The sequence below is a fragment of the Rhodospirillaceae bacterium genome (genome assembly GCA_016712715.1).
Classification (GTDB): domain Bacteria; phylum Pseudomonadota; class Alphaproteobacteria; order Dongiales; family Dongiaceae; genus Dongia.
Map to the genome: position 1 here is coordinate 257,610 of JADJQM010000001.1, position 21,866 is coordinate 279,475.

Consider the following 21,866-nt stretch of genomic DNA (forward strand, 5'->3'; position numbering starts at 1 on the left):
GGGCGATGCGCGTCCTCGCCTGGCTCGTCGCGGTGATGTCGGCCGCAATCCCGCAGGCCGCGATGGCCCATCCCCACGTCTTTATCGACAACCGCGTCACCCTGCTGTTCGCCGATGGTGCGGTGACCGGCTTCCGCACCGAATGGCGCTTTGACGAGATATTCAGCGCGGATCTTTTGGCGCAATATGATGCTGATGGTGACGGCGTTTTCAACGCCGCCGAAAGCGACCAGGTGCGGGACGGGACATTGCCCAATCTGAAGGGCTTTCGCTATTTCACTTACGCCTATGTGGGTGGCGAGGATCTGGGGCAGCTTGAGCCAGCGGCGTTCAAGGCCGATATCGTCGATGGCGTGGCGCGATTCCGGTTCACCTACGCGCTGCCCAGTCCGGTCGATCCGCGCAAGAGCAAGTTCGGGGTCTCGATCTATGATCATGAATATTATGTCGAGGTCTTGATGGCGGCGACCGAACCGCTGGCGATCGACGGTGATGCCGGCGGCTGCCAGGCGACCGTCGCAGACGATCCCGAGCACGCTTATTACGAAGGATTCGTCATTCCGCAGATGGTCGCGGTCGGCTGCCCATGAGGCTCATCGCGCTGCTTGCCTGCCTGTTCCTGGCAGTCCTGATGTGGTCAACCGCGTCCGCCCAGGAGAACGCGTCGCCCTTCAGCAACGGGGCGCCGGCTGCCAGCAGTGATGCGCCATCGCAGGCCGCAAGCCAGGACATCGTCACCACGATCGGTCGCGCCTTTGTGACCGCGCAGCGGGATGTGAACCGCGCCATCAATGCGCGCCTCATGGCGATCAAGCGCGGCGAGGACAAGGGCGCGCTGTTAAGCGGCCTGCTGGTGGCGTTTCTCTATGGCGTGTTCCACGCCCTGGGGCCAGGGCATGGCAAGACCGTCGTCATCGGCTATTTCCTGGGACGGACGGCGCGGCCCTGGCGCGGTGTCGCCATGGCGAGCTGGATCGCGCTCAGCCATGTGGTGGGGGCGGTGGTCATCGTCGGCGTGGCGCATCTCATTCTCTCGAGGAGCCTGGTGTCGCCGACCAACGAATTCCTGTGGCTGCGCCTGGCGAGCTACGGCGCCATCATCCTGGTCGGCCTGGTCATGCTGCGCGACTGGTTGCGCGGCGGGCATCAGCACCATCATGCCGGGCATGAACATCACGCGCATGATCATGAAGGGCACGCCTGCCATGCGGGTGATACCAGCTGGCTGGACCGGCGGGCGCCGATGGAGCAGCGGGTGCTGGCGCTGGCGGCGGGCTTCGTGCCCTGTTCCGGGGCGATCCTGATCCTGCTCTTTACCATGGCCAACGGCCTGATCCTGGCCGGGATCGCCATGGCGGGGGCGATCGCCTTTGGCATGGGGCTGACCCTGGCCGGGCTGGGTGTCGCCAGCATCCTGCTGCGCCGGCAGGTGGCTTTGCGGCTGCCCGATGGCGGGCGCGCCGGGCATTGGCTGGCCCTCACCGGGCCGGTTTTTGTGCTCGGCATCGGCGGCATTCTGTTGGTAGCCACCCTGATGACGCATAGCAGCCTCTAAAATACTGTAATAAATAAGTAATTTGATGAACCGGCAGCGTCGCGGCGAGGGCCGGCCATCATTGTATTGCCGGCCCCATGCTGCTAGAAGAAGGCCGAATCTCGATAGCGCGGCGGACATGAGTCGACCGTCTGCGTCGAGTAGCATTGGAGAACCCCCAAATGTCGCGCCGTCGCCGCATTTATGAAGGCAAGGCCAAGGTCCTGTTCGAGGGGCCGGAACCAGGTACTCTGGTGCAGTATTTCAAGGATGATGCGACCGCCTTCAACAACCAGAAGAAGGGCACCATCACCGGCAAGGGCGTCCTCAACAACCGCATTTCCGAATATCTGATGGTGAAGCTGGGCGAGATCGGCATCCCGACCCATTTTGTGCGCCGCCTCAACATGCGCGAGCAGCTGGTGCGGGAGGTCGAGATCATCCCCCTTGAGGTCGTGATCCGCAATGTGGCCGCCGGTTCGCTGGCCAAGCGCCTCGGCATTGCCGAGGGGACTCAGCTGCCGCGCTCGATCATCGAATATTACTATAAGTCGGATGAACTCGGCGACCCGATGGTCTCGGAAGAGCATATCACCGCCTTCAACTGGGCCATGCCGCAGGACCTCGACGAGATGCTGGCACTGTCGTTGCGCATCAACGATTTCCTGACCGGCCTGCTGCTGGGTGTCGGTTTGCGCCTGGTCGACTTCAAACTGGAGTTCGGCCGGCTCTATGAAAATGAAGAAATGCGCATTGTGCTGGCTGACGAGATCAGCCCCGACAATTGCCGCCTGTGGGACGTGAAGACCGGCGAGAAGTTGGATAAGGACCGTTTCCGCCGCGATCTCGGCAATGTGGAAGAGGCCTATCAGGAAGTGGCGCGGCGTCTGGGGATTCTGCCGGAAGGGGGCCCGCGCGACATGAAGGGCCCGAGTACGATGCAATAGGGCCTTGGCCCGGATAATTGGGGCGCCTGTTTGGCGCCCCTCTCGTTTCGATTGTTTGACCTTTTTGCGATAAAGGGACCGTTATGAAGGCTCGCATCCACGTCACCCTCAAATCCGGCGTTCTTGATCCCCAGGGCCGCGCCATCGCCAGCGCGCTGCATGCGCTGGGCTTCAACAATGTCGATGATGTCCGCCAGGGCAAGTACATCGAAGTCGATCTCAAGGAGAGCGACAAGGCGAAGGCCAAGGCGGCGGTCGACCAGATGTGCGGCAAGCTGCTGGCCAATACCGTCATCGAGAATTACAGCATCGATCTGGTGGATTGAGCCATGAAGGCGGCGATCGTCGTATTCCCCGGTTCCAATCGCGAAAACGATGCCAAGGCGGCGCTGACCCAGGCGATGGGCAGCGAGCCGGTCATGGTCTGGCATCGTGACACGACACTGCCCAAGGTCGACCTCGTGCTGGTCCCGGGCGGCTTCTCCTATGGTGACTATCTGCGCTGCGGCGCCATCGCCGCCAACTCGCCGGTTCTGCGCGAAGTGAAGGCGCGGGCGGAAGCTGGCATGGCCGTCATCGGTGTCTGCAATGGTTTCCAGATCATCACGGAAGCCGGCCTGCTGCCGGGCGTGCTGCTCAGGAACGCCAATCTCAAATTCGTCTGCCGCAATGTGGGCCTCCGGGTCGAGACATCGAATTCGCGCTTCACCTCCGGCTACAAAAAAGGCCAGGTCCTCTCCATTCCAGTCGCGCATCACGACGGCAATTATTTCGCCGACGCGCGCACACTGGATGAGCTGGAAGCCGAAGACCGGATCGCGTTCCGCTATTGCGGGCCCGAGGGTCGTCTCGACAGCAATTACAATCCCAACGGATCGACCCGGCACATCGCCGGCATTCTCAACAAGAAGCGCAATGTGCTGGGGCTGATGCCACATCCTGAGAACGCCATTGAACCGCTGCACGGCTCGACCGACGGCAAGGCCTTGTTCCACAGCCTGGTGGAGGCCGTGTCGTGAGCGTGCAGAGCAAGATCACCCCGGAAATCGTGGCCGAACATGGCCTGAGTGCCGATGAATACAAACTCGTGCTGGAGATCATGGGCCGCGAGCCCAGCATGACCGAGCTTGGCATCTTCTCGGTCATGTGGTCGGAGCATTGCTCCTATAAATCATCCCGCGTGCATCTGAAGAAGCTGCCGACCAAGGCCCCCTGGGTCATCCAGGGGCCGGGCGAGAATGCCGGCGTCATCGACATCGGCGACGGGCAGGCGGCGATCTTCAAGATGGAAAGCCACAACCATCCGAGCTTCATCGAACCCTATCAGGGGGCGGCGACTGGTGTGGGCGGCATCATGCGCGACGTGTTCACCATGGGTGCGCGGCCGATCGCCAATCTCAATGCGCTCCGCTTCGGCGAGCCCAATGATCCGAAGACGCGCCATCTGGTCAGCGGTGTCGTCGCCGGCATCGGCGGCTATGGCAATTGCATGGGTGTGCCAACGGTGGGCGGCGAGGTCAATTTCCACGCCAGCTATAACGGCAATATCCTCGTCAATGCGATGACGGTGGGTCTTGCCGACACCGACAAGATCTTCTATTCGGCGGCGGCCGGTATCGGCAATCCAGTGATCTATGTTGGCGCCAAGACCGGGCGTGACGGCATTCACGGCGCCACCATGGCGTCCGCTGAGTTCACCGAGGATTCGGAAGAGAAGCGCCCGACCGTGCAGGTCGGCGATCCGTTCACCGAAAAGCTGCTGCTGGAAGCCTGCCTTGAGCTGATGGCGACCGATGCGATCGTCGCCATCCAGGACATGGGTGCGGCCGGCCTTACCTCTTCGTCGGTCGAAATGTCGTCGAAGGGCGGGCTCGGCATCGAGCTTGATCTAGACAAGGTGCCGGTGCGCGAGACCAGGATGACGGCCTATGAAATCATGCTGTCGGAAAGCCAGGAGCGCATGCTCATGGTCTTGAAGCCGGCGGCGATGGAGAAGGCGCGGGCCATCTTCACGAAATGGGAGTTGGATTTCGCCGAGATCGGCGTGCTCACCAATACCGGCCATCTGGTGTTGAAGAAGGATGGCGAAGTTGCAGCCGATATGCCGGTGGCGCCGCTCGTCGACAAGGCGCCGGTCTATGAGCGGCCCTGGATTCCGACGCCGGCCCAGCCGGTGATCAATGCGAAGGACGTGCCGGCGCCCAACGATCTGCTGGCAACGCTAAAGAAGATGGTGGGTTCGCCCGATCTCTCCAGCCGCCGCTGGGTCTGGGAACAATATGATCACCTGGTCATGGGCCAGACGGCGCAGCGCCCGGGTGGCGATGCAGCTGTCGTGCGCGTGCCGGGTGTGCCGGGCAAGGCGCTGGCCATGAGCTCCGATTGCACGCCGCGTTATGTCTTTGCCGATCCGAAGCAGGGCGGGGCGCAGGCGGTGGCGGAAAGCTGGCGCAACATCACGGCGGTGGGGGCGACACCGCTCGCCATCACCGACAACATGAATTTCGGCAATCCGCAGCGGCCGGAGATCATGGGGCAGTTCGCGCTCTCGATCGAAGGCATGGCGGATGCCTGCCGTGCGCTCGACTATCCGGTCATCTCCGGCAACGTCTCGCTCTACAACGAGACCAACGGCAAGGGCATTCTGCCCACCCCCACCATCGGTGGCGTGGGTGTCATGAAGAATGTCGACCGCATGGCGACCGTTGCCTTCAAGCAGGCCGGCGATGCTGTGCTGGTGCTCGGCGAAAGCAAGGGCTGGCTCGGCCAGTCGATCTTCCTCCGTGAGACGCAGGGCAAGGAAGAGGGCGCGCCGCCGCCGGTCGATCTTGCCGCCGAACGTCGCCATGGAGATTTCGTGCGCGGGCTGATCGTCGCGGGCGAGATCGTGACCTGCCATGACGTCTCGGATGGTGGGCTGCTGGTGGCACTTACGGAAATGGCGATGGCCGGCAATGTCGGTGTGACACTGACGACGCCGCCATCGGATGTGCCTGCCCACGGCTACTGGTTCGGCGAAGACCAGGCGCGCTATGTGATCGCGGTGTCGCCAGCGAACGCGGCGGCGATCGAAGCCAAGGCGAAGGCGGCGGGTGTGCCGATCTCGCGGTTGGGCGACACCGGTGGCGACGCCGTGGTACTCGACGGTCGCAAGATGCCGATTGCCGATCTGCGGCAATCGCATGAAGCCTTTTTGCCGACCCTCATGGGTGCGGCGTAGTTTTACGGGAGTTGCCACCATGGCCATGGAAGCAAGCGAGATCGCCCGGCTGATCAAGGAAGCCCTGCCGGATGCCGCCGTCACGATCGAGGATCTGCGCGGCGATGGCGATCATTATGCGGCACAGGTCGTTTCCTCGGCCTTCATCGGCAAGTCGCGCGTGCAGCAGCACCAGATCGTATATGCCGCGCTGAAGGGTCGGATGGGCGACGAGTTGCACGCCCTGGCTTTGCAGACCTCGGCGCCGACGGCCTGATCGGCCACCGGACATGCGATCACTTTCCGGGCAATTTGGCTGGGATTGGGCGTATTCCCACTGGCGCCTTTCCTGCGGTGGCGGCAAAATGCCCCGGTGTCGGCTGAGCTTGTAATCAGCCTCGACAATTGACTTTCCAACTGATTGCCGCCATATCGCGAGCAAAGGCAGAAAGGAACTCCAGCCCATGAGTGACAACCCCGTTTTCGACCGGATTCGCGACGATATCGGCAGCAATGACGTCGTGCTCTACATGAAGGGCACCCCGGTATTCCCGCAATGCGGCTTCTCCGCCGCCGTCGTGCAGGTGCTGAGCCATGTGGGCGTCAAGTTCAAAGGCATCGACATCCTGCAAGACCCCAGCCTGCGTCAGGGTATCAAGGAATTCGCCAGCTGGCCGACCATCCCCCAGCTCTATGTGAAGGGCGAGTTTGTCGGCGGCTGCGACATCATCCGCGAAATGTATGAATCGGGTGAGCTCCAGCAGCTCCTGAAGGACAAGGGCGTCAGCACCAGCCAGGCTGCCTGATCTCCTCCATCCGAGAGGTTCGAGAAAGCCCGCCGGCGCAAGTCGGCGGGCTTTTTCATGGCCACCCTTCATGGTCGCCGCGCCGTCCTTCCCGGTTGGTCAAATCAACATCGTTTCCACGAATTCCGCACAATTGACTTGCGACTTCCGAATCGCTGTGGATAGATTTGTGTCTCAATAAAAAAGCCCCGGACCATAAGGGGCTCCATCGGCAACAGGGAGAGGTGAGATGAAGGAGACGTTCCGCCGTCAGGCGTTCGGTGCGGCCATTGTCCTCGGCCTCGGTTTGGGCGTGTCGACAACACCGGCTTTGGCACAAGAGAGTACAGATCCGATCAAGATCGCGATGTTCGATTGGACCAGTGTGAACCTCAACGCGACCATCCTGTCGCAGATGTTGAAGGCCAAAGGCTACAATGTGGAACTGGTGACCTCGGACTATCTGTCCAGTCTCCAGACCGGCTTGCAGACCGGCGATCTCACCATCGGCATGGAGTTCTGGGATACGACCGCCGGCGAAGCGATGGCGGCGGCAGATGCCAGCGGCAAAACTGAAAGCTCGGCGCCCTTGGTCCCAAGGCCAAGGAAGAATGGTGGTATCCGCTCTATATGAAGGAGAAGTGCCCGGGCCTGCCTAATTGGGAAGCGCTCAAGGAACCGGCCTGCGCCGAGGCTTTCTCGACGCCGGAGACGGCGCCGAAGGGTCGCTATGTCGGTGGTCCGGTGACCTGGGAAGGTTTCGACGATGAACGTGTCGAAGCGCTGGGATTACCCTTCGAAGTGATCCATGCCGGCACGGACGCCGCCATGTTCGCGGAGTTGGAATCTGCCTATCAGCGGCAGGCGCCGGTGATGCTCTGGATCTACAGTCCGCATTGGGCGCCCGCGAAATACAAGGGCGAGTGGGTCGAGTTTCCTGAATATTCGAAGGCCTGCTATGAGGATCCATCGGTCGGGATCAATCCGGACATGGCCTATGATTGCGGCAAGCCGTTCGGCGAGATCTGGAAATATGGCTGGGCCGGCATGAAGGACAAGTGGCCGCTCGCCCACAAGATCGCCACCAACTACTCGATCAGCGCCGACGAGCTCAATGCGCTCTCCGGCCAGGTCGATCTCGACGGCAAGCCGATCGAGGAAGTGGCGGCTGCGTGGATCGCCGCCAACCAGGCCAAAGTCGACGCCTGGGCGCAGTAAAGCCCAAGCAACAGCTTGATCATGCAAGACACCGCGCCGGTGTGACAAACATCGGCGCGGTCGCTTCCCAAAAAAGATCATGAGACAAGAGAATGAATGACGTCGCCAAGGTGAAACTCGCCTGTCGCGGCGTGTGGAAGGTGTTCGGGCGCGGGGCGGAAGCCTTCATGGCGGGAAACCCGTCGCCGGAAGCACTGGCACCGGACGCGATGGCCAAGGCCGGGCTGATGGCCGGCGTGCGCGACGTCACGGTCGAGATCGGCGAAGGCGAGATCTTCATCGTGATGGGCCTGTCGGGGTCAGGCAAATCGACCCTGCTGCGCTGCATGTCGCGTCTCGTGGAGCCCACCGCCGGCGAAGTGCTGCTCGAGGGCAAGGACCTTTTGAAGGCCAGCGAAGCGGAACTGATCGATATCCGCCGCCACAAGATGGGTATGGTGTTCCAGCATTTCGCCCTGCTGCCGCATTTGACCGTGCTCGACAACGTGGCCTTTCCGCTGGCCATTCAGAAGATCTCGAAGGCGGAACGCGAACAGCGCGCGCGCGAGGTGATCGAACTGGTGGGTCTCGGCAGTCGCGAGAATGCCTATCCTCGGCAATTGTCGGGCGGCCAGCAGCAGCGCGTCGGCATCGCCCGGTCATTGGCGGTGAAGCCGGAGCTGTGGTTCCTCGATGAGCCATTCTCGGCGCTCGATCCGCTCATCCGCGGCGAAATGCAGGACGAGCTCATCCGCCTGCAGCGGGTGCTGAAGAAGACGATGATCTTCGTAACCCATGATTTCGACGAGGCGATCCAGCTCGCAGACCGCTCCACCGATTACGTGGCGGCCTTCACGCGCAATGTGCAGCGCGCCAAGGTGCTGACCGCGCGCAGCGTCATGGGGCCGGCGGGCGGTGTCGCCGCGACGGGTGCCATCCGCGCCGGCGACAAGATCGCCGATGTGGCGCCCATGGTCATCAATGCCGGCAAGCCGCTTGCCGTGGTGGATGAGGCGGGTGCCGTGATCGGGTCCCTGGCGCCGCAGGCGGTGATCGACACGTTGATTGGGCAGGACGTGCGCGCATGACGGCGCTCGCCCTCAGGCTGGGTAGCGCGCCGCGGTCCTATTACTGGCTGCTGTGGCTGCTGCTGGTGGTCGCCACCTACGTGCTGTGGTCGCATCCGGAGCTTGCCAAGCCGCTGATCAAGTATCCGCGCAGCCTGTTCGTGCCGCTGATGGCGTGGATCAGTGTCGCCTCCAAATGGTGCGTCGACAATCTCAGCCCCTTCACCCGCGCCGTGGCGGCCGTGATCGACGTGCCGTTCCAACTGGTCATTTCGCTGCTTGCCAAGGGCTTCACGAATGTCAGCCAGGAAGTGGTCTTTCCGCGCTTCTCCTGGGTCGGCATCGTCGGCGCCATGTCGATCGCCGGCTATGCGCTGGGCGGTCTGCGCCTCGGTATCTTGAGCTTCTTCTGCTTTCTCTATATCGCCATCGTCGGCAAATGGGACAGCGCCATGCTGACCCTGGCGTCGGTGGCACTATGCGTGCCGATCGGCATCGTCTGCGGCCTGGTCTTCGGCATTCTGTGCTTCCGTTTCAAGTCGCTCGATGAATGGGTCATTCGCCCCTCGCTGGATGTCGCCCAGACCATGCCGGCCTTTGCCTATCTGGTGCCTATTCTACTGCTGTTCGGCTTCGGCCCGGTGCCGGCGATGATCGCCACCGTGATTTTCGCGACGCCACCGATGGTGCGGGCGACCAAGCTAGCGCTCGAACAGGTGCCCGAAGAAATCACCAGCATGGCCGACATGTTCGGCTGCACGCGCCGGCAGCGTCTGTGGCGGGTGATGATCCCGACTGCGAAGCCACTGCTGATGGTCGGCGTCAACCAGGTCATCATGATGACGCTCAATTTCGTCATTATAGCGTCGATGATCGGCGCGGGCGGCCTGGGCTTTGACGTGCTGGTGTCCCTGCGACGGCTGGATATCGGCCCGGCGATGGAGGCGGGCCTTGCTATCGTCGTCGTCGCCATCGCCCTCGACCGGATGAGCATCGCCGCCGCGCATGACGATGGACGCCGGTCGCCGGAACCGGGAGCCGGCTGGGCGCGTCGGCATCCCTATATCGTGATGGCAGCCGTCTGGCTGGCGGTTACGACGGCGCTGGGCGTTGGCATTGCCGGCTTTGCCAATGTGCCGGAGGCGCTCACCTTCTCCACGAAGACGTTCTTCGACGAGATCATCAAATGGATCAATATCAACTTCTTCGATCTGATCGAGGCGTTCCGGGCCGCCTTGCTGATCAACGTGCTCAACCCCTTCAAGAACTTTCTGGTCGATCTGCCCTGGGTCGTCGTCGTGGCGGCGGCCGGGCTGCTGGGCTATCAGCTGGCCGGTTGGCGCCTGTCGCTTCTCGTCACCCTTCTCATGCTGTTTCCTGTTCTGACGGGGTTGTGGGAGAAGACCATGATCACGGTCTATCTCTGCTCGATCTCGGCCTTCGTATCCGCATTGATCGGCATTCCAATCGGTGCCTGGGCGTCGACGCGCGATTGGGGTAACCGGCTGGTGACGCCGGTGGTCGATGTGCTGCAGACCATGCCAAGCCTCGTCTTCATCATCCCGGTCGTAATGCTGTTCCGTATCGGCGACGTGACGGCGATGATCGCCATCGTGCTGTTCGCCGTCGCAGCTGCGATCCGCTATACCAATCACGGCCTGCGGCAGGTACCGCCGCATCTCATCGAGGCGTCAGTTGCCATCGGCTGCACGCCGCGGCAGATCTTCTGGCGGGTCAAACTGCCGCTCGCCATGCCCGAAATCATGTTGGGCATCAATCAGACCTTGCTGATGGCGCTGGCCATGCTGGTGATCACAGCGCTGGTGGGAACGCGGGATCTGGGTCAGGAGGTCTACATTTCCCTGGCCAAGGCCGATGCCGGTCGCGGTATCGTGGCCGGATTCTGTGTTGCCTTCCTGGGTATTGTCGCGGATCGGTTGATCGTTGCCGGTGCGAAGCGCGTGCGGCGGCGCCTCGGGCTGCCTGATGAGTGATGGCCCCCAAACGGCCATCGCCTGAACAGAGTTAAGTGAGGAAGATCATGGCTCAGTCGCCGGAAGTGATGTCGGACCTGAGGTTGAATGCGCGGCAGGCGCGAATTCTTGAGGTGCTGCGCCGCGATCAGCTGCTAGCGGTGACTCAATTGGCCGAAGCGCTGGACGTGTCGGGGGAGACGATCCGGCGCGATCTGCGGCTGCTCTCGGCCAAGGGTCTGGTCGAGAAGAGCCATGGTAATGTGCGCTGGCGCGACCGCAGCGACGACCAGCCCTTGCAGCGACGCCTGCTGGACAACATGGCGGCCAAGCAGATCATCGCTTTGGTCATCGCCGATGAGATCAGCGACGGGGAATCCGTCTTCCTCGATACCGGCTCGACCAACATCTATGTGGCACAGGCGCTGAAAGGCCGGCGCAACCTCACTGTCGTCACGAATTCGGCACCCATCGCGCAGCATCTGAGCACGGGGGAGGGGAACCGGGTCTATCTTGCCGGTGGCGAATTGCGGGCCGATGACAGTGCCGCATTCGGGCCGGCGGCGATCGCCTTCCTGCAGCAATTCATGGTGAAGACGGCGATCATCAGTGCGTCAGGCCTCGATGCCAAGCTCGGCGTCATGGACAATCATCTCTGTGAAGCGGATGTGTCGCGCTCGGTCCTGGGACATGCCGAGCGGGTGATCGTCGGGCCGATCACAGCAAGTTCAGGCGGCGCTGCCTGGTGGCGGCCGTGGGCTTTGCCGACGTCGATTTGCTGATCACCGACCAGAATCCTTCCGGGCGAGCTCGGTGACGAGCTGGAGCGTCATGATGTCGAGATCCTGGTCGCTGAGCCGGCCTGACATCTATTTTCACTGAATTGAAAGACGGAGCTGAGGCAAGACGATGACCGGCCGGCAACATGCGGAAATCCTGATCATTGGTGCCGGTATCATCGGCTGTTCGATCGCGTATCATCTCACCCGCATGGGCAAAAAGGATGTGGTGATCCTGGAGAAGAGCGGGATCACCCATGGCGCCACCTGGCATGCGGCGGGTCTAGTTGGTCAGCTGCGCTCGTCGCGCAATGTGACGCGCATGCTGCGCCACTCGGTCGAGCTCTATGACAAGCTCGAGGCCGAGACGGGCATGGCCATCGACTGGAAGAAGTATGGCAGCCTGCGCCTTGCCTGTTCGACCGAGCGCGAGATGGAGAACAAGCGCTCGCTCACCATGGCGAAGAGCTTCGGCCTGGAGATGCATGAACTATCGCCCAAGGCGAATCGCAGGACCTGTTTCCGATCATGAGCCTCGATGATGTGCGTTCGGCAGTCTATATCCCGTCGGACGGCTATATCGATCCGGCGGGCGTCTGTCAGGCCCTGGCCAAGGGCGCCAAGGACAAGGGTGCGCGCATCATCGTCGGCGAACGTGTCACCGGCATGACGGTCGAGAACCGCCGCGTGGTCGGCGTACAGACGGACAAGGGTGCCTGGACCTGCGACCTGGTGGTCAATTGCGCCGGGATGTGGGGGCATGAGATCGGCGAGATGGCCGGCATAAGGGTCCCGAGCTTTGCGGTCGAGCATCAATACCTCATCACCGATCCGCTGCCGGATGTGCCAAAGCGCATGCCGACCATGCGGGACCCGGATCACCTGGTCTATTACAAGGCGGAAGTGCGCGGGCTGGTCATCGGCGGCTATGAGCCGGATACCTTGCCGTTTGCACCGGGTGGGATCCCCAAGCATTTCGCCCAGGAATTGCTGCCGGGCAATTTCGAGCGGTTCGAGTTGCTGGCGAAACTGGGCGGCAAGCGGACGCCGATCATCAACACGGTCGGGGTGCGGCAGCTGATCAACGGGCCGATCCCCTATTCGGCCGATTCCGATTTCGTCATGGGGAAATCGCCGGAGCTCGACAATTTCTTTGTCTCGGCGGGGTTCCTCTATGGCATCGCCGCTGGTGGCGGGGCCGGCAGCATGATGGCGGAATGGATCGTCGACGGGGCGCCCAGCCTCAATCTGTGGCCGCTCGATGTGCGGCGGTTCAACTTCCACCACAATACGCGCCATTTCATGTATCCGCGCGCGGTCGAGCTTTACGGCCATCATTACAAGCTGCACCGGCCGGGCGATGAGCATGAGACGATGCGCGGCATCCGCCGCTCGCCGCTCTATGAGACGCTGAAGGGCAGAGGCGCCGTGTTCGGCTCGCGCGGTGGCTGGGAACGGCCGAATTGGTTTGCGCCCTCGGGCGTCAAGCCGGTCGACGAACCGGCCTTTGACCGCGCGAAGACCAACTGGTTCGCCCATGTCGGCGCCGAACATAGGACTGTGCGCGAGGGTGTGGCCCTCATCGACCAGACATCCTTTGCCAAGTTCGAGATCATCGGGGCGGGCGCCATGGCGGCGCTGCAGAAGCTCGCGGTCTCCGACATGAACAAGCCGGTCGGCAGCACCATTTATACGCAGCTCTGCAACGAGAAGGGCGGGATCGAATGCGACCTAACCTTCTCGCGCGTGGCGCAAGATCGCTATTATTTCGTGACCGGCAGCGCCTTCGGGCTCCATGACCGGCAATGGATCGAGAGCCATCTGCCGCGCGACGGGTCGGCGCAGATCGTCGATGTGACCTCGGCCAGGGCCGTCATCAATATCTGCGGACCGAAATCGCGCGACGTGCTGGCGCAGGTCGCGGAAGAGGATATCTCGAACGCGGGCTTTCTTCTCAACCTGCCGCCAGATCACGGTGGGGGCGGCACCGGTGCTTGCCATCCGCATCGGCTTCGTGGGCGAGTTGGGCTTGGAGCTTCATGTTCCCACCGAGTACGCAGCCCATGTCTATGAGGTGTTGCGGGCAGCGGGCGAGGCGTTCGGCATCCGCGATGTGGGCTACCGCGCCATCGACAGCCTGCGCATGGAGAAGGGCTATCTCTATTGGTCGAGCGATATCACGCCGGATTATTCGCCCTATGAAGCGGGGCTCGGTTTCCGCGTCAATCTGAAGAAGGGCGAATTCATCGGCCGCGACGTGCTGGCGAAACAGAAGGCCGAGGGCGTCAGGCAGAAGCTCTGCAGCTTCACGCTTGAAAAGCCGCTGCCGCTTTATGGCGGCGAAGCGGTAATCCATGAGGGTAAGGTGGTGGGTGTCACCACGAGTGGGAATTTCAGCTACACGACGCAGCGGTCTGTTGCCTATGCCTATCTGCCGCTGGCGCTCTGCGCTGCCCAGGGTTTCGAGGTGGAATCCTTCACCGAGCAATCGCCGGCAACGCGCCATGATGGACCGCTGTACGATCCGAAAAATGAACGCCTGAAGGCTTGATGGGGGGCTGTTCGATGGAACAAGGAGAGAGCAAGGCGATCGCGGATGCCCTGCGGCGGATTCCGCTGCTGGCCGGTCTCGGTGTCGATGACGTCACGACAGAAAGACTGGGCGGGTTGACCAACAGGAACTATCTGCTGGGAACGCCCAAGGGCAAGTTCGTGCTGCGCATTCCCGGCGAGGGGACGAGCGAGTATATCTCGCGCAGGAATGAAGGGCATGCGGCCCGGGTGACGTCGGACATCGGGGTCAATGCGCCGCTCATCTTCTTCGATGACACGGATGGCATTCAGCTCGCCGGCTTTATCGACCAGGCCCAGACGATGAATACCGAGCGGTTCAAGGATCTGGGCTCGGTCCGGCGCGCGGCCCAGTCGCTGCGCAAGGTGCATGGCTCGACGCGGCCGTTCCTCAACCGGTTCGAGCTGTTCCAGATGATCGACGAATATCTCGAGATCCTCGCCCGCAAGGCGGCACCCTTGCCGGATGGCTATCATGATGTGAAACGCGAGGCGGAAAGCGTGCGGCGGGCGCTGGCCACGCGGCCGCTGCCATCGGTGCCGTGCCATTGCGATCCCCTGGCGGAGAACTTCCTCGACACGGGCGAGATGGTCTATGTGATCGATTGGGAATATGCCGGCAACAATGACCCGATGTGGGATTTGGGCGATCTGTCGGTCGAGGCCGGGTTCGGCCCGGACCAGGAGGCGGCCCTGCTGGAAGCCTATTTCGACGGCCGTGTCCCGGCCGGTGAGCGGGGGCGCGTGGTGCTCTACAAGGCCATGTGCGACCTGCTGTGGACGCTGTGGGGCATCATCCAGCATGTGAACGAGAATCCGGCCGATGATTTCTGGGCCTATGCGGTGGGTCGCTTCGAGCGCTGCAAGACGCTGATGGGATCGCCGGCATTCGGGCGCAGCATCCAGGCCACCATCGACGGCTGATCCAGGCTGCCATGCCATCCCTGCAAGCCTGAGAGTACGTCAGCAGGGTTGCCTTTCCCGGGTGTTTCCGGTCTCTATGGCGCTGCCAAAATATGCGTCATAGGGATATCCCAGATGGATGACACCGTTTCACCGCGCAAGGCCGCCATCGCGGCCAGCGCCTTCGAGAATGGTTTTATGGTCGAGGATGCGGCCCTCATCGGCATCATCGATACCGATGCGTTGCGCGCGGCGATCTACGACCTCCGAACATCCTTTCCGAATTTCTTCCAGCATGCCTTCGCCGCCAAGGCCAACACGATGCCGCCGGTGCTGTCACTCATCCGGAGCCTCGGCATGGCTTGCGAAGTGGCGAGCCCCGGCGAGTACAAGGCGGCGGTGGCGGCGGGCTTCAGTGGTAGTGAGATCGTGTTCGACAGCCCGGCGAAAACGAATTGGGAAATCGACGCGGCGCTCAGCCATGGGGCGACCCTCAATATCGACAATTTCCAGGAACTGGCGCGGGTCGATGCCTGGCTTGCCAAGAACACGTCACGCTCGATCGTCGGCCTCCGCATCAATCCGCAGGTGGGCGGCGGCAGCATCGCCGCCATGAGCACGGCGACGCTGAGTTCCAAGTTCGGAATCGGGCTGGAGGATGGCGACAACCGCCAGCAGATCATGAATGCCTATGCGAGCCGCCCCTGGCTCAGCTGCCTTCATACCCATGTGGGGTCGCAAGGCTGCCCGCTCGATCTCATCGTCGCCGGCATCGCCAAGACCTTTGCCCTCGCCCATGAGATCAACGTGACGCTCGGCCGCAAGCAGATCACGACTCTCGATATCGGCGGTGGGCTGCCGGTCAATTTCGAGAACGATCTCGTGACGCCGAGCTTTGCCGATTATGTTGCTGCGTTGCGCGGCGGCGTGCCGGGGCTGTTTTCGGGCGAGTTCCGGATCGTGACCGAGTTCGGCCGGTCGGTGCTGGCCAAGGCCGGGTTCATGCTGGCGCGGGTGGAGTACACCAAGGAGCAGGGCGGACATCCCATCGCCATCACCCATGCCGGCGCGCAGGTGGCGACGCGCACGGTGTTCATGCCGGAGATGTGGAAGATCCGCGTCAGTGCCTTGGACGGCAAGGCGCGGCCGAAATCGGGTCCCAGGATCGCGCAGGACGTGGCCGGGCCCTGTTGTTTTGCGGGCGACGTCGTGGCACACGCGCGGCCGCTGCCGCTGCTGGTACCGGGCGATTTCGTGATGCTGCACGATACCGCCGCCTATTATTTCTCGACGCCCTTTGTCTATAACAGCCTGCCGGCGATCACGGTCTATGGCGTGTCCGGGCCGGACCAGGATCTGAGCTTCACGGTGATGCAGCAGGAGCACGCGCTCACATAGGCATCACGACATGGGCATCACGACATGGGCATTACACCGGCGGGCAGTCGGGTCCGCATGATGATGAACGTCTTGTCGTCGCGCTCGAACATGGCGTAGGGAAACCAGCCCAGGCGGCGATAATAGTCGATCAATTTGCCCTTCTCGGCGTAGAGATAGACGATATCGATACCGTGCCTGGTTGCGCATTCGATCGCTGCCGACGCAAGGGCTGCACCCACGTCCTTGCCGCGATTTTCTGGTCGGACATAGAGGCTGGAGAGCCAGGGCGACAGTTCATCGCCCCGATAAAGGTCATCCTTGAGGAGCATCGCCGAGCCGACGCAAATGTCCTGTTGGCGTGCCACGAGAAGATCCTCGACAGACGAGTTGGCGACGTCGCGGCACCAGGCGATGGTCTCGTCAAGTGTATAGCCAAGTTCGCGGCCCCATTCGGCATTGAGCCAGGCGGCGACGGTCAACAGATCTGCTGAGTCCGGCGTGAGTGCTTCGACGGTAACCGATGCACTCACCGCGCGACGACGACCAAGCCTGAGACGATGAGGGTGATGCCGACCGCATGCCGCCAGCCAAGGCCTTCGCCGAAGAAGAGGGCGGCGCTCAAGGGCACCAGGACGAAGCAGAGCGCGTTGAAGAGGACCGCGGTCGAGAGCGGCACGCGCTGCAGGATGGCGACCCACAAAACGGTGGCGACGCCATAGAGAATAAGCGCCAGCCAGAGCCAGTAATTCTGGAACAGCATCCGCACGTCGGCGAGGGCGCTGATCGTGCCGGTGCTCAGCGCTGCCTTCTTGAACAGCAATTGGCCGGACGACAGAATGACGACATAGAGGCCCAAGGCGGCCAGCATTTCCTTGCCGATCACGGCTTTCTCCCCACCCGGTGCTGCGTGCCCGATCCTGACTGATCGGGCCTCGCGCTGCAACCGAGGATGAGGTCGCCTGGGTTCCAGTGGACGGGACTCAGCTGGCCGGGGCCGCAAATGCATCACTCGGCACTTGGGCGGCGACGGGGGCGCAGGCGCGGATCGCGGCGTCGGCGCGGTGCCAATTGTCGCGAGCCATGTCCGGGAACATGCCGCTCACCTGATGGGTCGGCCAATAGAGGTCACCGTTGTAGAATTTCACCATCGACTTGTTGTTGGGATGGGGCTCGACCGTCATGAAGGCGATGAGGCCGCCGCGCGGGGCGTACACGCTGATCTCGGCCTTCGGGCCGAAGAAGAGGAGGTCGGGCATCGTGCCGCGGAATTCATTGGCCAGGGCCGTGGTGAGGCAGTTCGCCATCACCTCCGGGGTCTGGTCGAGACGGGCGGTGATGTCGGGCTTCGCCAGCAGATCGGTCGAGGTGCAGGCGCCTGTGCCGAGCAGCAGGAGGAGGGACAGATGGGCGATGCGCATGGCGGTAGCCTCGGATGGGTGAGTTTCCTGGCAATTCAGAAGCATGTCCCGTGCCAGACGCCCTCCAGGGGGCGAGGCGGCTTATCCCTTTGATATCGCGTTAACTATTTTACATATAAGCTTGCGTGAATCAGGGCGGTTCTTCAAATTGCCGGGCAAGGAACGCTTAGCCCGGCACGGAACGGGCCCATCCGGGGTATGTGATGCATGAGTCTCTGACCAACTTTATCGCCGCATGCAATGGCGTGGTCGCCAGCATGCCGGCGCCGCAGGACCGGGTCACGGCCATAGCACCCTTGATGCATGAGCTGATCAAGGATGCCGACGCGTTTCTCTCGGACGAGCATTACAGATCCGACCCGGATCACTATGCGCGCAATGCCATCTATATCTGTCCGAAGGGGGAGCTCTCGCTCTTTGCTCTCGTCTGGCTGCCCGGCCAATGGACGCCGGTGCATGACCATGGCAGCTGGGGTGTGGTCGGTGTGGTGCGCGGCATGCTGGAGGAGCGCGCCTACATGTCTGTTGCGGGCGAGATCCACGGCGACAGCGGCATCGGCCTCAAGCGCGGTGGTGTCACGCTGCTGTGCCCCTCGGCGATATCGAGCTTCGTGCCCAATCCGGATCATATCCACATGACCGGCGTGCCGGACGAGCGGCAGATGTGTGTCAGCCTGCACCTCTATGGGCGCAACATGGATTCGTTTCACATCTACGACGTCGCCGCCGGCACGCGCCGCCTCATCGAGGTGCCGCATTACGAAAGTGCCGGTTGAAGGAGAACAGCAACTCATGTGCCGATGGCTGACCTATTGCGGCGACCCGATCTATCTCGACCGCATCATCTTCGAAACCGAGAACTCGCTCATCCATCAGAGCATGCGGGCGCGCCAGAGCCATGTCACCACGAATGGCGACGGGTTCGGCATCGGCTGGTATGCGGAGCGCGCGGTGCCGGGGACATACCGCGACATCCTGCCGGCCTGGAACGATGCCAATCTGCGCTCGATCGCCCATCAGATCCGTTCGGGCCTGTTTCTTGCCCATGTGCGCGCCTCGACCGGCACAGCCACTTCGCGCGCCAACTGCCATCCGTTCAGCCACGGCAAATGGCTGTTCATGCATAACGGGCAGATCGGCGGATATGACCGCATCCGGCGGCGCATCGAAGCCCTGGTCGATGACAGTTTCTATGTCCACCGGCTGGGGACGACGGATAGCGAGCTCATCTTCTATCTGATGCTGTCGATGGGCCTCGACACCGATCCGGTTAATGCCATCCAGCGCACGCTGGGCGCGGTGGTCGAGATTATGAAGGCGGCCGATATCGGCGAGCCACTGCGCTTTACCTCGGTGGTGACGGATGGCGCCTCGATCTATGCCATTCGCTTTGCCACCGACGAGACGCCACCTCGCTCTATTGGCGCTATGAGGACGATCAGCTGCTGATCGTCTCGGAGCCGCTCGATGACGACCAGCGCTGCTGGCACGAAGTGCCGGCCGGCCAGATGCTGGTGACCGAGCGCAATGTGCGGGTCGACATGGTGCCGTTCAGGCCAGCGCTTTCCGCCTGAATGGGGGGGCCAAACGACTACGGCGCGCCTTTGGGGCGCGCCGTAGTGAATTGGCTCCTCGAGCTGGACTCGAACCAGCGACCTGCGGATTAACAGTCCGACGCTCTACCAACTGAGCTATCGAGGAATACGCTGCCTGGGCCTTGCGGTCCGGCGCGATGGGCCAGCATATAGCAGAAGCCCCGGCCCGATGCCAACAGCTTTCTTTCGGCCGTATCGCATCGTCAACCGCCTGATTCCACGACCATTTTTGGCGGCGCCAATTGTCACACCCAGGACCGCCAGGGGTTGACAGCAGGCGCCACATTCACGATTCTCCGGCGCCATCCAGATGCCCGGGCGTTCGGCCTGGGCAAAGCTAGCCATCGGAGTTTCCATGAAGGCCGTCATTTTGAGCGCGGGCCAGGGTTCGCGTCTGTTGCCATTGACCGAAGGTCGGCCGAAATGCCTGCTGCCGCTCGGCGACAAGACGCTCATCGAATGGCAGATCTGGGCGCTGACCCAGGCGGCGTCGACGAGATCGCGGTGGTGGTCGGCTATCACGCGCAGGATGTGGTCAACCTGCTGAAGAAGCTGGAGAGCCCCAAGCTCAAGATCCGCACGATCTACAACCCGTTCTACAAGCTTGCCGACAATCTCGCCTCCTGCTGGATGGCGCGCCATGAGATGGCCAGCGATTTCGTCATCCTCAACGGCGATACCGTGATCGAGCCGCAGATCTTCCAGACCCTGATGGCAAGCCCCAAGGCGCCCATCACCGTCACCATCGACAAGAAGGAGTCGTATGACTCCGACGATATGAAAGTGCACCTCAAGGGCACGCGCCTCCTCGAGATCGGAAAGACTTTGCCGCCGGAACGCACAAACGGTGAATCGATCGGCATGCTGCTGTTCCGTGGAGAAGGCCCGAAGCTATTCACCGACACGCTGGATAGCCTGATGTACACGCCGGAAGGTGTGAAGTGGTGGTACCTCCGCGCCATCGGCCAGATCGCCGAGCATCACCAGGTCGAGACCTGCAGCATCGAAGGCAAGCTCTGGGGCGAGGTGGATTTCCCCGCCGACCATGAGCGGGTGTCGCAGTTGGTGACGGAGTTCTAGAAACTCGTTTGGTACCAACTACAACTTGTCATGGTCTGCGCAGGCGGACCATCCACGAGTTAGAACTGCGTGAGCTTTACAACTTCAGTTCGCACCAGATCGGGGTGTGGTCGCTGGGCTTTTCCTTCGCGCGGGCTTCTTGTCGATCTCGCAGGCTTCGAGGCAGTCGGCGGCCTGCGGCGAAAGCAGCAAGTGATCAATGCGCAGGCCGTGGTCGCGCGACCAGGCGCCGGCCTGATAATCCCAGAACGTGTAGCGATGGCCTTCGGGGTGGAGGAGATTGAAGGCCTCGGTGTAGCCGAGGTTCAAAATCTCGCGGAACTTGGCGCGGGTCTGCGGCAGGGCGAGCGCATCGCCGGCCCAGGCGACCGGATCGTAGACGTCCTTGTCGGTCGGGATGACGTTGTAATCGCCGCCCAGCACCGTCGGCTCTTCCAGTTTCAGAAGCTCGGCCGCGTGGCGGCGCAAGCGCTCCATCCAGGCGAGCTTGTAGGGATACTTCTCGCTCTCGACCGGGTTGCCGTTGGGGAGATAGATCGTGGCCACGCGGAGCTTCTGCCAGCGCTTGCCGTCCGGCACATCGACGATGGCTTCAAGGTAGCGCGCCTGCTCATCGGTATCGTCGCCGGGCATACCTCGTTGCGTGACCGTTAACGGTGTCAGCGATAGGATGGCGACGCCGTTATAGCTCTTCTGGCCGAGGGCCTGGGCGTGATAGCCGAGGGCCTCGATTTCTAAGCGCGGAAATTCCGCGTCGCTGCATTTGATTTCCTGCAGCAGGGCCACGTCCGGCTTCTCGTCACGCAGCCAGTCGAGCACGTTGGCGAGACGCGCGCGCAGCGAGTTGACGTTGAAGGTCGCGATCTTCACTGGAGAAGACGGCGGTCAGACGGAGAAGGAGTTGCCGCAGCCGCAGCTTGAGGAGGCGTTCGGGTTCCGGATCTGGAACGAGGCGCCGACCAGGTCTTCGACAAAGTCGATCTCGGCGCCGGCCAGCAGTTCAAGCGAGGTGTCGTCGATCACGACCTTGACGCCGTTGCGTTCAAAGACGCGGTCGTCCTGCTGCTGGGATTTGTCGAAGGAGAACCCATATTGGAAGCCCGAGCAGCCGCCGCCCGAGACCGAGAGGCGCAGCATCAAATCCGCGTCGCCTTCCATCTGGATTAGGGTGGCGATGCGCTTGGCCGCATTGTCGCTGACGGTCACCTGGTGCGGTGCTTCGATCATGTTGCCCATGGGGGTCACTTCAGTAGGTTTCATCGGTTGAGGCAGTATTTAGGGCGTTGCCCAAGAATGTCAAACGCCTGTCCTGCATGGCTGGCATCTATGCCCTTCCCCCGCTTGTGTTTTTTCCCCTCGGTGGCCATTTGTCCAGCCTGATCAAGGGGCAGGGGCGGCCATATCAAGATCGGCATCCAATCCTGGTGGCAAGCCGGGA

Annotated in this window: 18 protein-coding genes, 1 tRNA gene and 5 pseudogenes; 18 read left to right on the plus strand and 6 right to left on the minus strand. The window is 62.2% G+C overall.

From position 1 onward, the window contains the following. Nucleotides 1-5 precede the first annotated feature (5 nt). The 15 genes and pseudogenes from IPK59_01310 (at nucleotide 6) to IPK59_01380 (ending at nucleotide 16,353) form a co-directional block, all read left to right on the plus strand. Complete coding sequence (locus IPK59_01310; protein MBK8157491.1) at nucleotides 6-590, plus strand: DUF1007 family protein; 585 nt, start codon at nucleotides 6-8, stop codon at nucleotides 588-590. Beyond that, nucleotides 587-1,555, plus strand: a complete 969-nt coding sequence (locus tag IPK59_01315) for a hypothetical protein (protein ID MBK8157492.1) — start codon at nucleotides 587-589, stop codon at nucleotides 1,553-1,555. Before IPK59_01310 ends, IPK59_01315 begins: the two co-directional genes overlap by 4 nt. Before the next feature lie 161 nt (nucleotides 1,556-1,716). Further along, nucleotides 1,717-2,481 carry a phosphoribosylaminoimidazolesuccinocarboxamide synthase gene (locus IPK59_01320; GenBank protein MBK8157493.1) on the plus strand — a complete coding sequence of 255 codons (765 nt, stop codon included), beginning with the start codon at nucleotides 1,717-1,719 and terminating at the stop codon, nucleotides 2,479-2,481. Nucleotides 2,482-2,564: 83 nt separating this feature from the next. Beyond that, entirely contained in the window at nucleotides 2,565-2,807 is a 243-nt protein-coding gene (purS, locus tag IPK59_01325) for a phosphoribosylformylglycinamidine synthase subunit PurS (protein MBK8157494.1), read from the plus strand. Between the two features lie 3 nt (nucleotides 2,808-2,810). Beyond that, on the plus strand, nucleotides 2,811-3,500 hold the full coding sequence (gene purQ / locus IPK59_01330) for a phosphoribosylformylglycinamidine synthase subunit PurQ (protein ID MBK8157495.1): 690 nt from the start codon (nucleotides 2,811-2,813) through the stop codon (nucleotides 3,498-3,500). Further along, nucleotides 3,497-5,701 carry a phosphoribosylformylglycinamidine synthase subunit PurL gene (gene purL, locus IPK59_01335; GenBank protein MBK8157496.1) on the plus strand — a complete coding sequence of 735 codons (2,205 nt, stop codon included), beginning with the start codon at nucleotides 3,497-3,499 and terminating at the stop codon, nucleotides 5,699-5,701. Before purQ ends, purL begins: the two co-directional genes overlap by 4 nt. 19 nt (nucleotides 5,702-5,720) lie before the next feature. Beyond that, entirely contained in the window at nucleotides 5,721-5,957 is a 237-nt protein-coding gene (locus IPK59_01340) for a BolA family transcriptional regulator (protein ID MBK8157497.1), read from the plus strand. 187 nt (nucleotides 5,958-6,144) lie between these two features. Beyond that, a complete protein-coding gene (grxD, locus tag IPK59_01345; protein MBK8157498.1) occupies nucleotides 6,145-6,486 on the plus strand; it encodes a Grx4 family monothiol glutaredoxin in 342 nt (113 codons plus the stop codon). Nucleotides 6,487-6,715: 229 nt separating this feature from the next. Beyond that, a pseudogene (locus tag IPK59_01350) lies at nucleotides 6,716-7,683 on the plus strand (ABC transporter substrate-binding protein). 92 nt (nucleotides 7,684-7,775) lie between these two features. After that, a complete protein-coding gene (locus IPK59_01355) occupies nucleotides 7,776-8,750 on the plus strand; it encodes an ATP-binding cassette domain-containing protein (protein ID MBK8157499.1) in 975 nt (324 codons plus the stop codon). Further along, the gene (locus IPK59_01360) at nucleotides 8,747-10,723 is read left to right on the plus strand and encodes an ABC transporter permease subunit (GenBank protein MBK8157500.1); all 1,977 of its coding nucleotides are present in this window, start codon (nucleotides 8,747-8,749) and stop codon (nucleotides 10,721-10,723) included. Before IPK59_01355 ends, IPK59_01360 begins: the two co-directional genes overlap by 4 nt. 47 nt (nucleotides 10,724-10,770) lie before the next feature. Beyond that, nucleotides 10,771-11,484 (plus strand): DeoR/GlpR transcriptional regulator, encoded by a 714-nt coding sequence (locus tag IPK59_01365; protein MBK8157501.1) that lies wholly within the window; start codon nucleotides 10,771-10,773, stop codon nucleotides 11,482-11,484. Between the two features lie 127 nt (nucleotides 11,485-11,611). Then, a pseudogene (locus tag IPK59_01370) lies at nucleotides 11,612-14,032 on the plus strand (FAD-dependent oxidoreductase). 14 nt (nucleotides 14,033-14,046) lie between these two features. Further along, the gene (locus IPK59_01375; protein ID MBK8157502.1) at nucleotides 14,047-14,976 is read left to right on the plus strand and encodes a phosphotransferase family protein; all 930 of its coding nucleotides are present in this window, start codon (nucleotides 14,047-14,049) and stop codon (nucleotides 14,974-14,976) included. 114 nt (nucleotides 14,977-15,090) lie between these two features. Then, a complete protein-coding gene (locus IPK59_01380) occupies nucleotides 15,091-16,353 on the plus strand; it encodes a diaminopimelate decarboxylase (GenBank protein MBK8157503.1) in 1,263 nt (420 codons plus the stop codon). 17 nt (nucleotides 16,354-16,370) lie between these two features. Here the strand turns inward: IPK59_01380 and IPK59_01385 are convergent, their stop codons facing one another. The 3 genes from IPK59_01385 to IPK59_01395 form a co-directional block, all read right to left on the minus strand. Continuing rightward, nucleotides 16,371-16,865, minus strand: coding sequence for a GNAT family N-acetyltransferase (locus IPK59_01385; protein ID MBK8157504.1), 495 nt, complete (start codon nucleotides 16,863-16,865; stop codon nucleotides 16,371-16,373). Beyond that, nucleotides 16,862-17,203 carry an EamA family transporter gene (locus tag IPK59_01390; GenBank protein ID MBK8157505.1) on the minus strand — a complete coding sequence of 114 codons (342 nt, stop codon included), beginning with the start codon at nucleotides 17,201-17,203 and terminating at the stop codon, nucleotides 16,862-16,864. The genes IPK59_01385 and IPK59_01390 overlap by 4 nt, the downstream gene beginning before the upstream one ends. A 112-nt stretch (nucleotides 17,204-17,315) precedes the next feature. Next, nucleotides 17,316-17,753, minus strand: coding sequence for a hypothetical protein (locus IPK59_01395; GenBank protein ID MBK8157506.1), 438 nt, complete (start codon nucleotides 17,751-17,753; stop codon nucleotides 17,316-17,318). A 203-nt stretch (nucleotides 17,754-17,956) separates the two neighbouring features. On the opposite strand from IPK59_01395, the gene IPK59_01400 reads away from it, so the two are divergent. Both IPK59_01400 and IPK59_01405 read left to right on the plus strand, forming a co-directional pair. Then, nucleotides 17,957-18,529 carry a cysteine dioxygenase family protein gene (locus tag IPK59_01400; GenBank protein ID MBK8157507.1) on the plus strand — a complete coding sequence of 191 codons (573 nt, stop codon included), beginning with the start codon at nucleotides 17,957-17,959 and terminating at the stop codon, nucleotides 18,527-18,529. Nucleotides 18,530-18,545: 16 nt separating this feature from the next. Then, a pseudogene (locus IPK59_01405) lies at nucleotides 18,546-19,327 on the plus strand (class II glutamine amidotransferase). A gap of 51 nt (nucleotides 19,328-19,378) precedes the next feature. Here the strand turns inward: IPK59_01405 and IPK59_01410 are convergent. Then, nucleotides 19,379-19,454, minus strand: a tRNA-Asn gene (locus tag IPK59_01410). 249 nt (nucleotides 19,455-19,703) lie between these two features. Here IPK59_01410 and IPK59_01415 point away from each other — a divergent pair. Then, nucleotides 19,704-20,428: pseudogene (locus tag IPK59_01415) on the plus strand (phosphocholine cytidylyltransferase family protein). Between the two features lie 76 nt (nucleotides 20,429-20,504). Here IPK59_01415 and xth read toward each other — a convergent pair. Together xth and erpA are read right to left on the minus strand one after the other, a co-directional pair. Continuing rightward, a pseudogene (gene xth, locus IPK59_01420) lies at nucleotides 20,505-21,298 on the minus strand (exodeoxyribonuclease III). 15 nt (nucleotides 21,299-21,313) lie between these two features. Continuing rightward, nucleotides 21,314-21,655, minus strand: coding sequence for an iron-sulfur cluster insertion protein ErpA (erpA, locus tag IPK59_01425; GenBank protein ID MBK8157508.1), 342 nt, complete (start codon nucleotides 21,653-21,655; stop codon nucleotides 21,314-21,316). Nucleotides 21,656-21,866: the final 211 nt, after the last annotated feature.

What these genes read in the sequence shown, in the direction of transcription:
- IPK59_01390 (MBK8157505.1), bottom strand. Translation starts at nt 17,203, where the DNA reads ATGCTGGCCGCCTTGGGCCTCTATGTCGTCATTCTGTCGTCCGGCCAA.
- IPK59_01355 (MBK8157499.1), top strand. Translation starts at nt 7,776, where the DNA reads ATGAATGACGTCGCCAAGGTGAAACTCGCCTGTCGCGGCGTGTGGAAG.
- IPK59_01340 (MBK8157497.1), top strand. Translation starts at nt 5,721, where the DNA reads ATGGCCATGGAAGCAAGCGAGATCGCCCGGCTGATCAAGGAAGCCCTG.
- IPK59_01380 (MBK8157503.1), top strand. Translation starts at nt 15,091, where the DNA reads ATGGATGACACCGTTTCACCGCGCAAGGCCGCCATCGCGGCCAGCGCC.
- purQ (MBK8157495.1), top strand. Translation starts at nt 2,811, where the DNA reads ATGAAGGCGGCGATCGTCGTATTCCCCGGTTCCAATCGCGAAAACGAT.
- IPK59_01375 (MBK8157502.1), top strand. Translation starts at nt 14,047, where the DNA reads ATGGAACAAGGAGAGAGCAAGGCGATCGCGGATGCCCTGCGGCGGATT.
- purS (MBK8157494.1), top strand. Translation starts at nt 2,565, where the DNA reads ATGAAGGCTCGCATCCACGTCACCCTCAAATCCGGCGTTCTTGATCCC.
- IPK59_01400 (MBK8157507.1), top strand. Translation starts at nt 17,957, where the DNA reads ATGCATGAGTCTCTGACCAACTTTATCGCCGCATGCAATGGCGTGGTC.
- IPK59_01360 (MBK8157500.1), top strand. Translation starts at nt 8,747, where the DNA reads ATGACGGCGCTCGCCCTCAGGCTGGGTAGCGCGCCGCGGTCCTATTAC.
- IPK59_01395 (MBK8157506.1), bottom strand. Translation starts at nt 17,753, where the DNA reads ATGCGCATCGCCCATCTGTCCCTCCTCCTGCTGCTCGGCACAGGCGCC.
- grxD (MBK8157498.1), top strand. Translation starts at nt 6,145, where the DNA reads ATGAGTGACAACCCCGTTTTCGACCGGATTCGCGACGATATCGGCAGC.
- IPK59_01365 (MBK8157501.1), top strand. Translation starts at nt 10,771, where the DNA reads ATGGCTCAGTCGCCGGAAGTGATGTCGGACCTGAGGTTGAATGCGCGG.
- erpA (MBK8157508.1), bottom strand. Translation starts at nt 21,655, where the DNA reads ATGATCGAAGCACCGCACCAGGTGACCGTCAGCGACAATGCGGCCAAG.
- IPK59_01320 (MBK8157493.1), top strand. Translation starts at nt 1,717, where the DNA reads ATGTCGCGCCGTCGCCGCATTTATGAAGGCAAGGCCAAGGTCCTGTTC.
- IPK59_01315 (MBK8157492.1), top strand. Translation starts at nt 587, where the DNA reads ATGAGGCTCATCGCGCTGCTTGCCTGCCTGTTCCTGGCAGTCCTGATG.
- IPK59_01310 (MBK8157491.1), top strand. Translation starts at nt 6, where the DNA reads ATGCGCGTCCTCGCCTGGCTCGTCGCGGTGATGTCGGCCGCAATCCCG.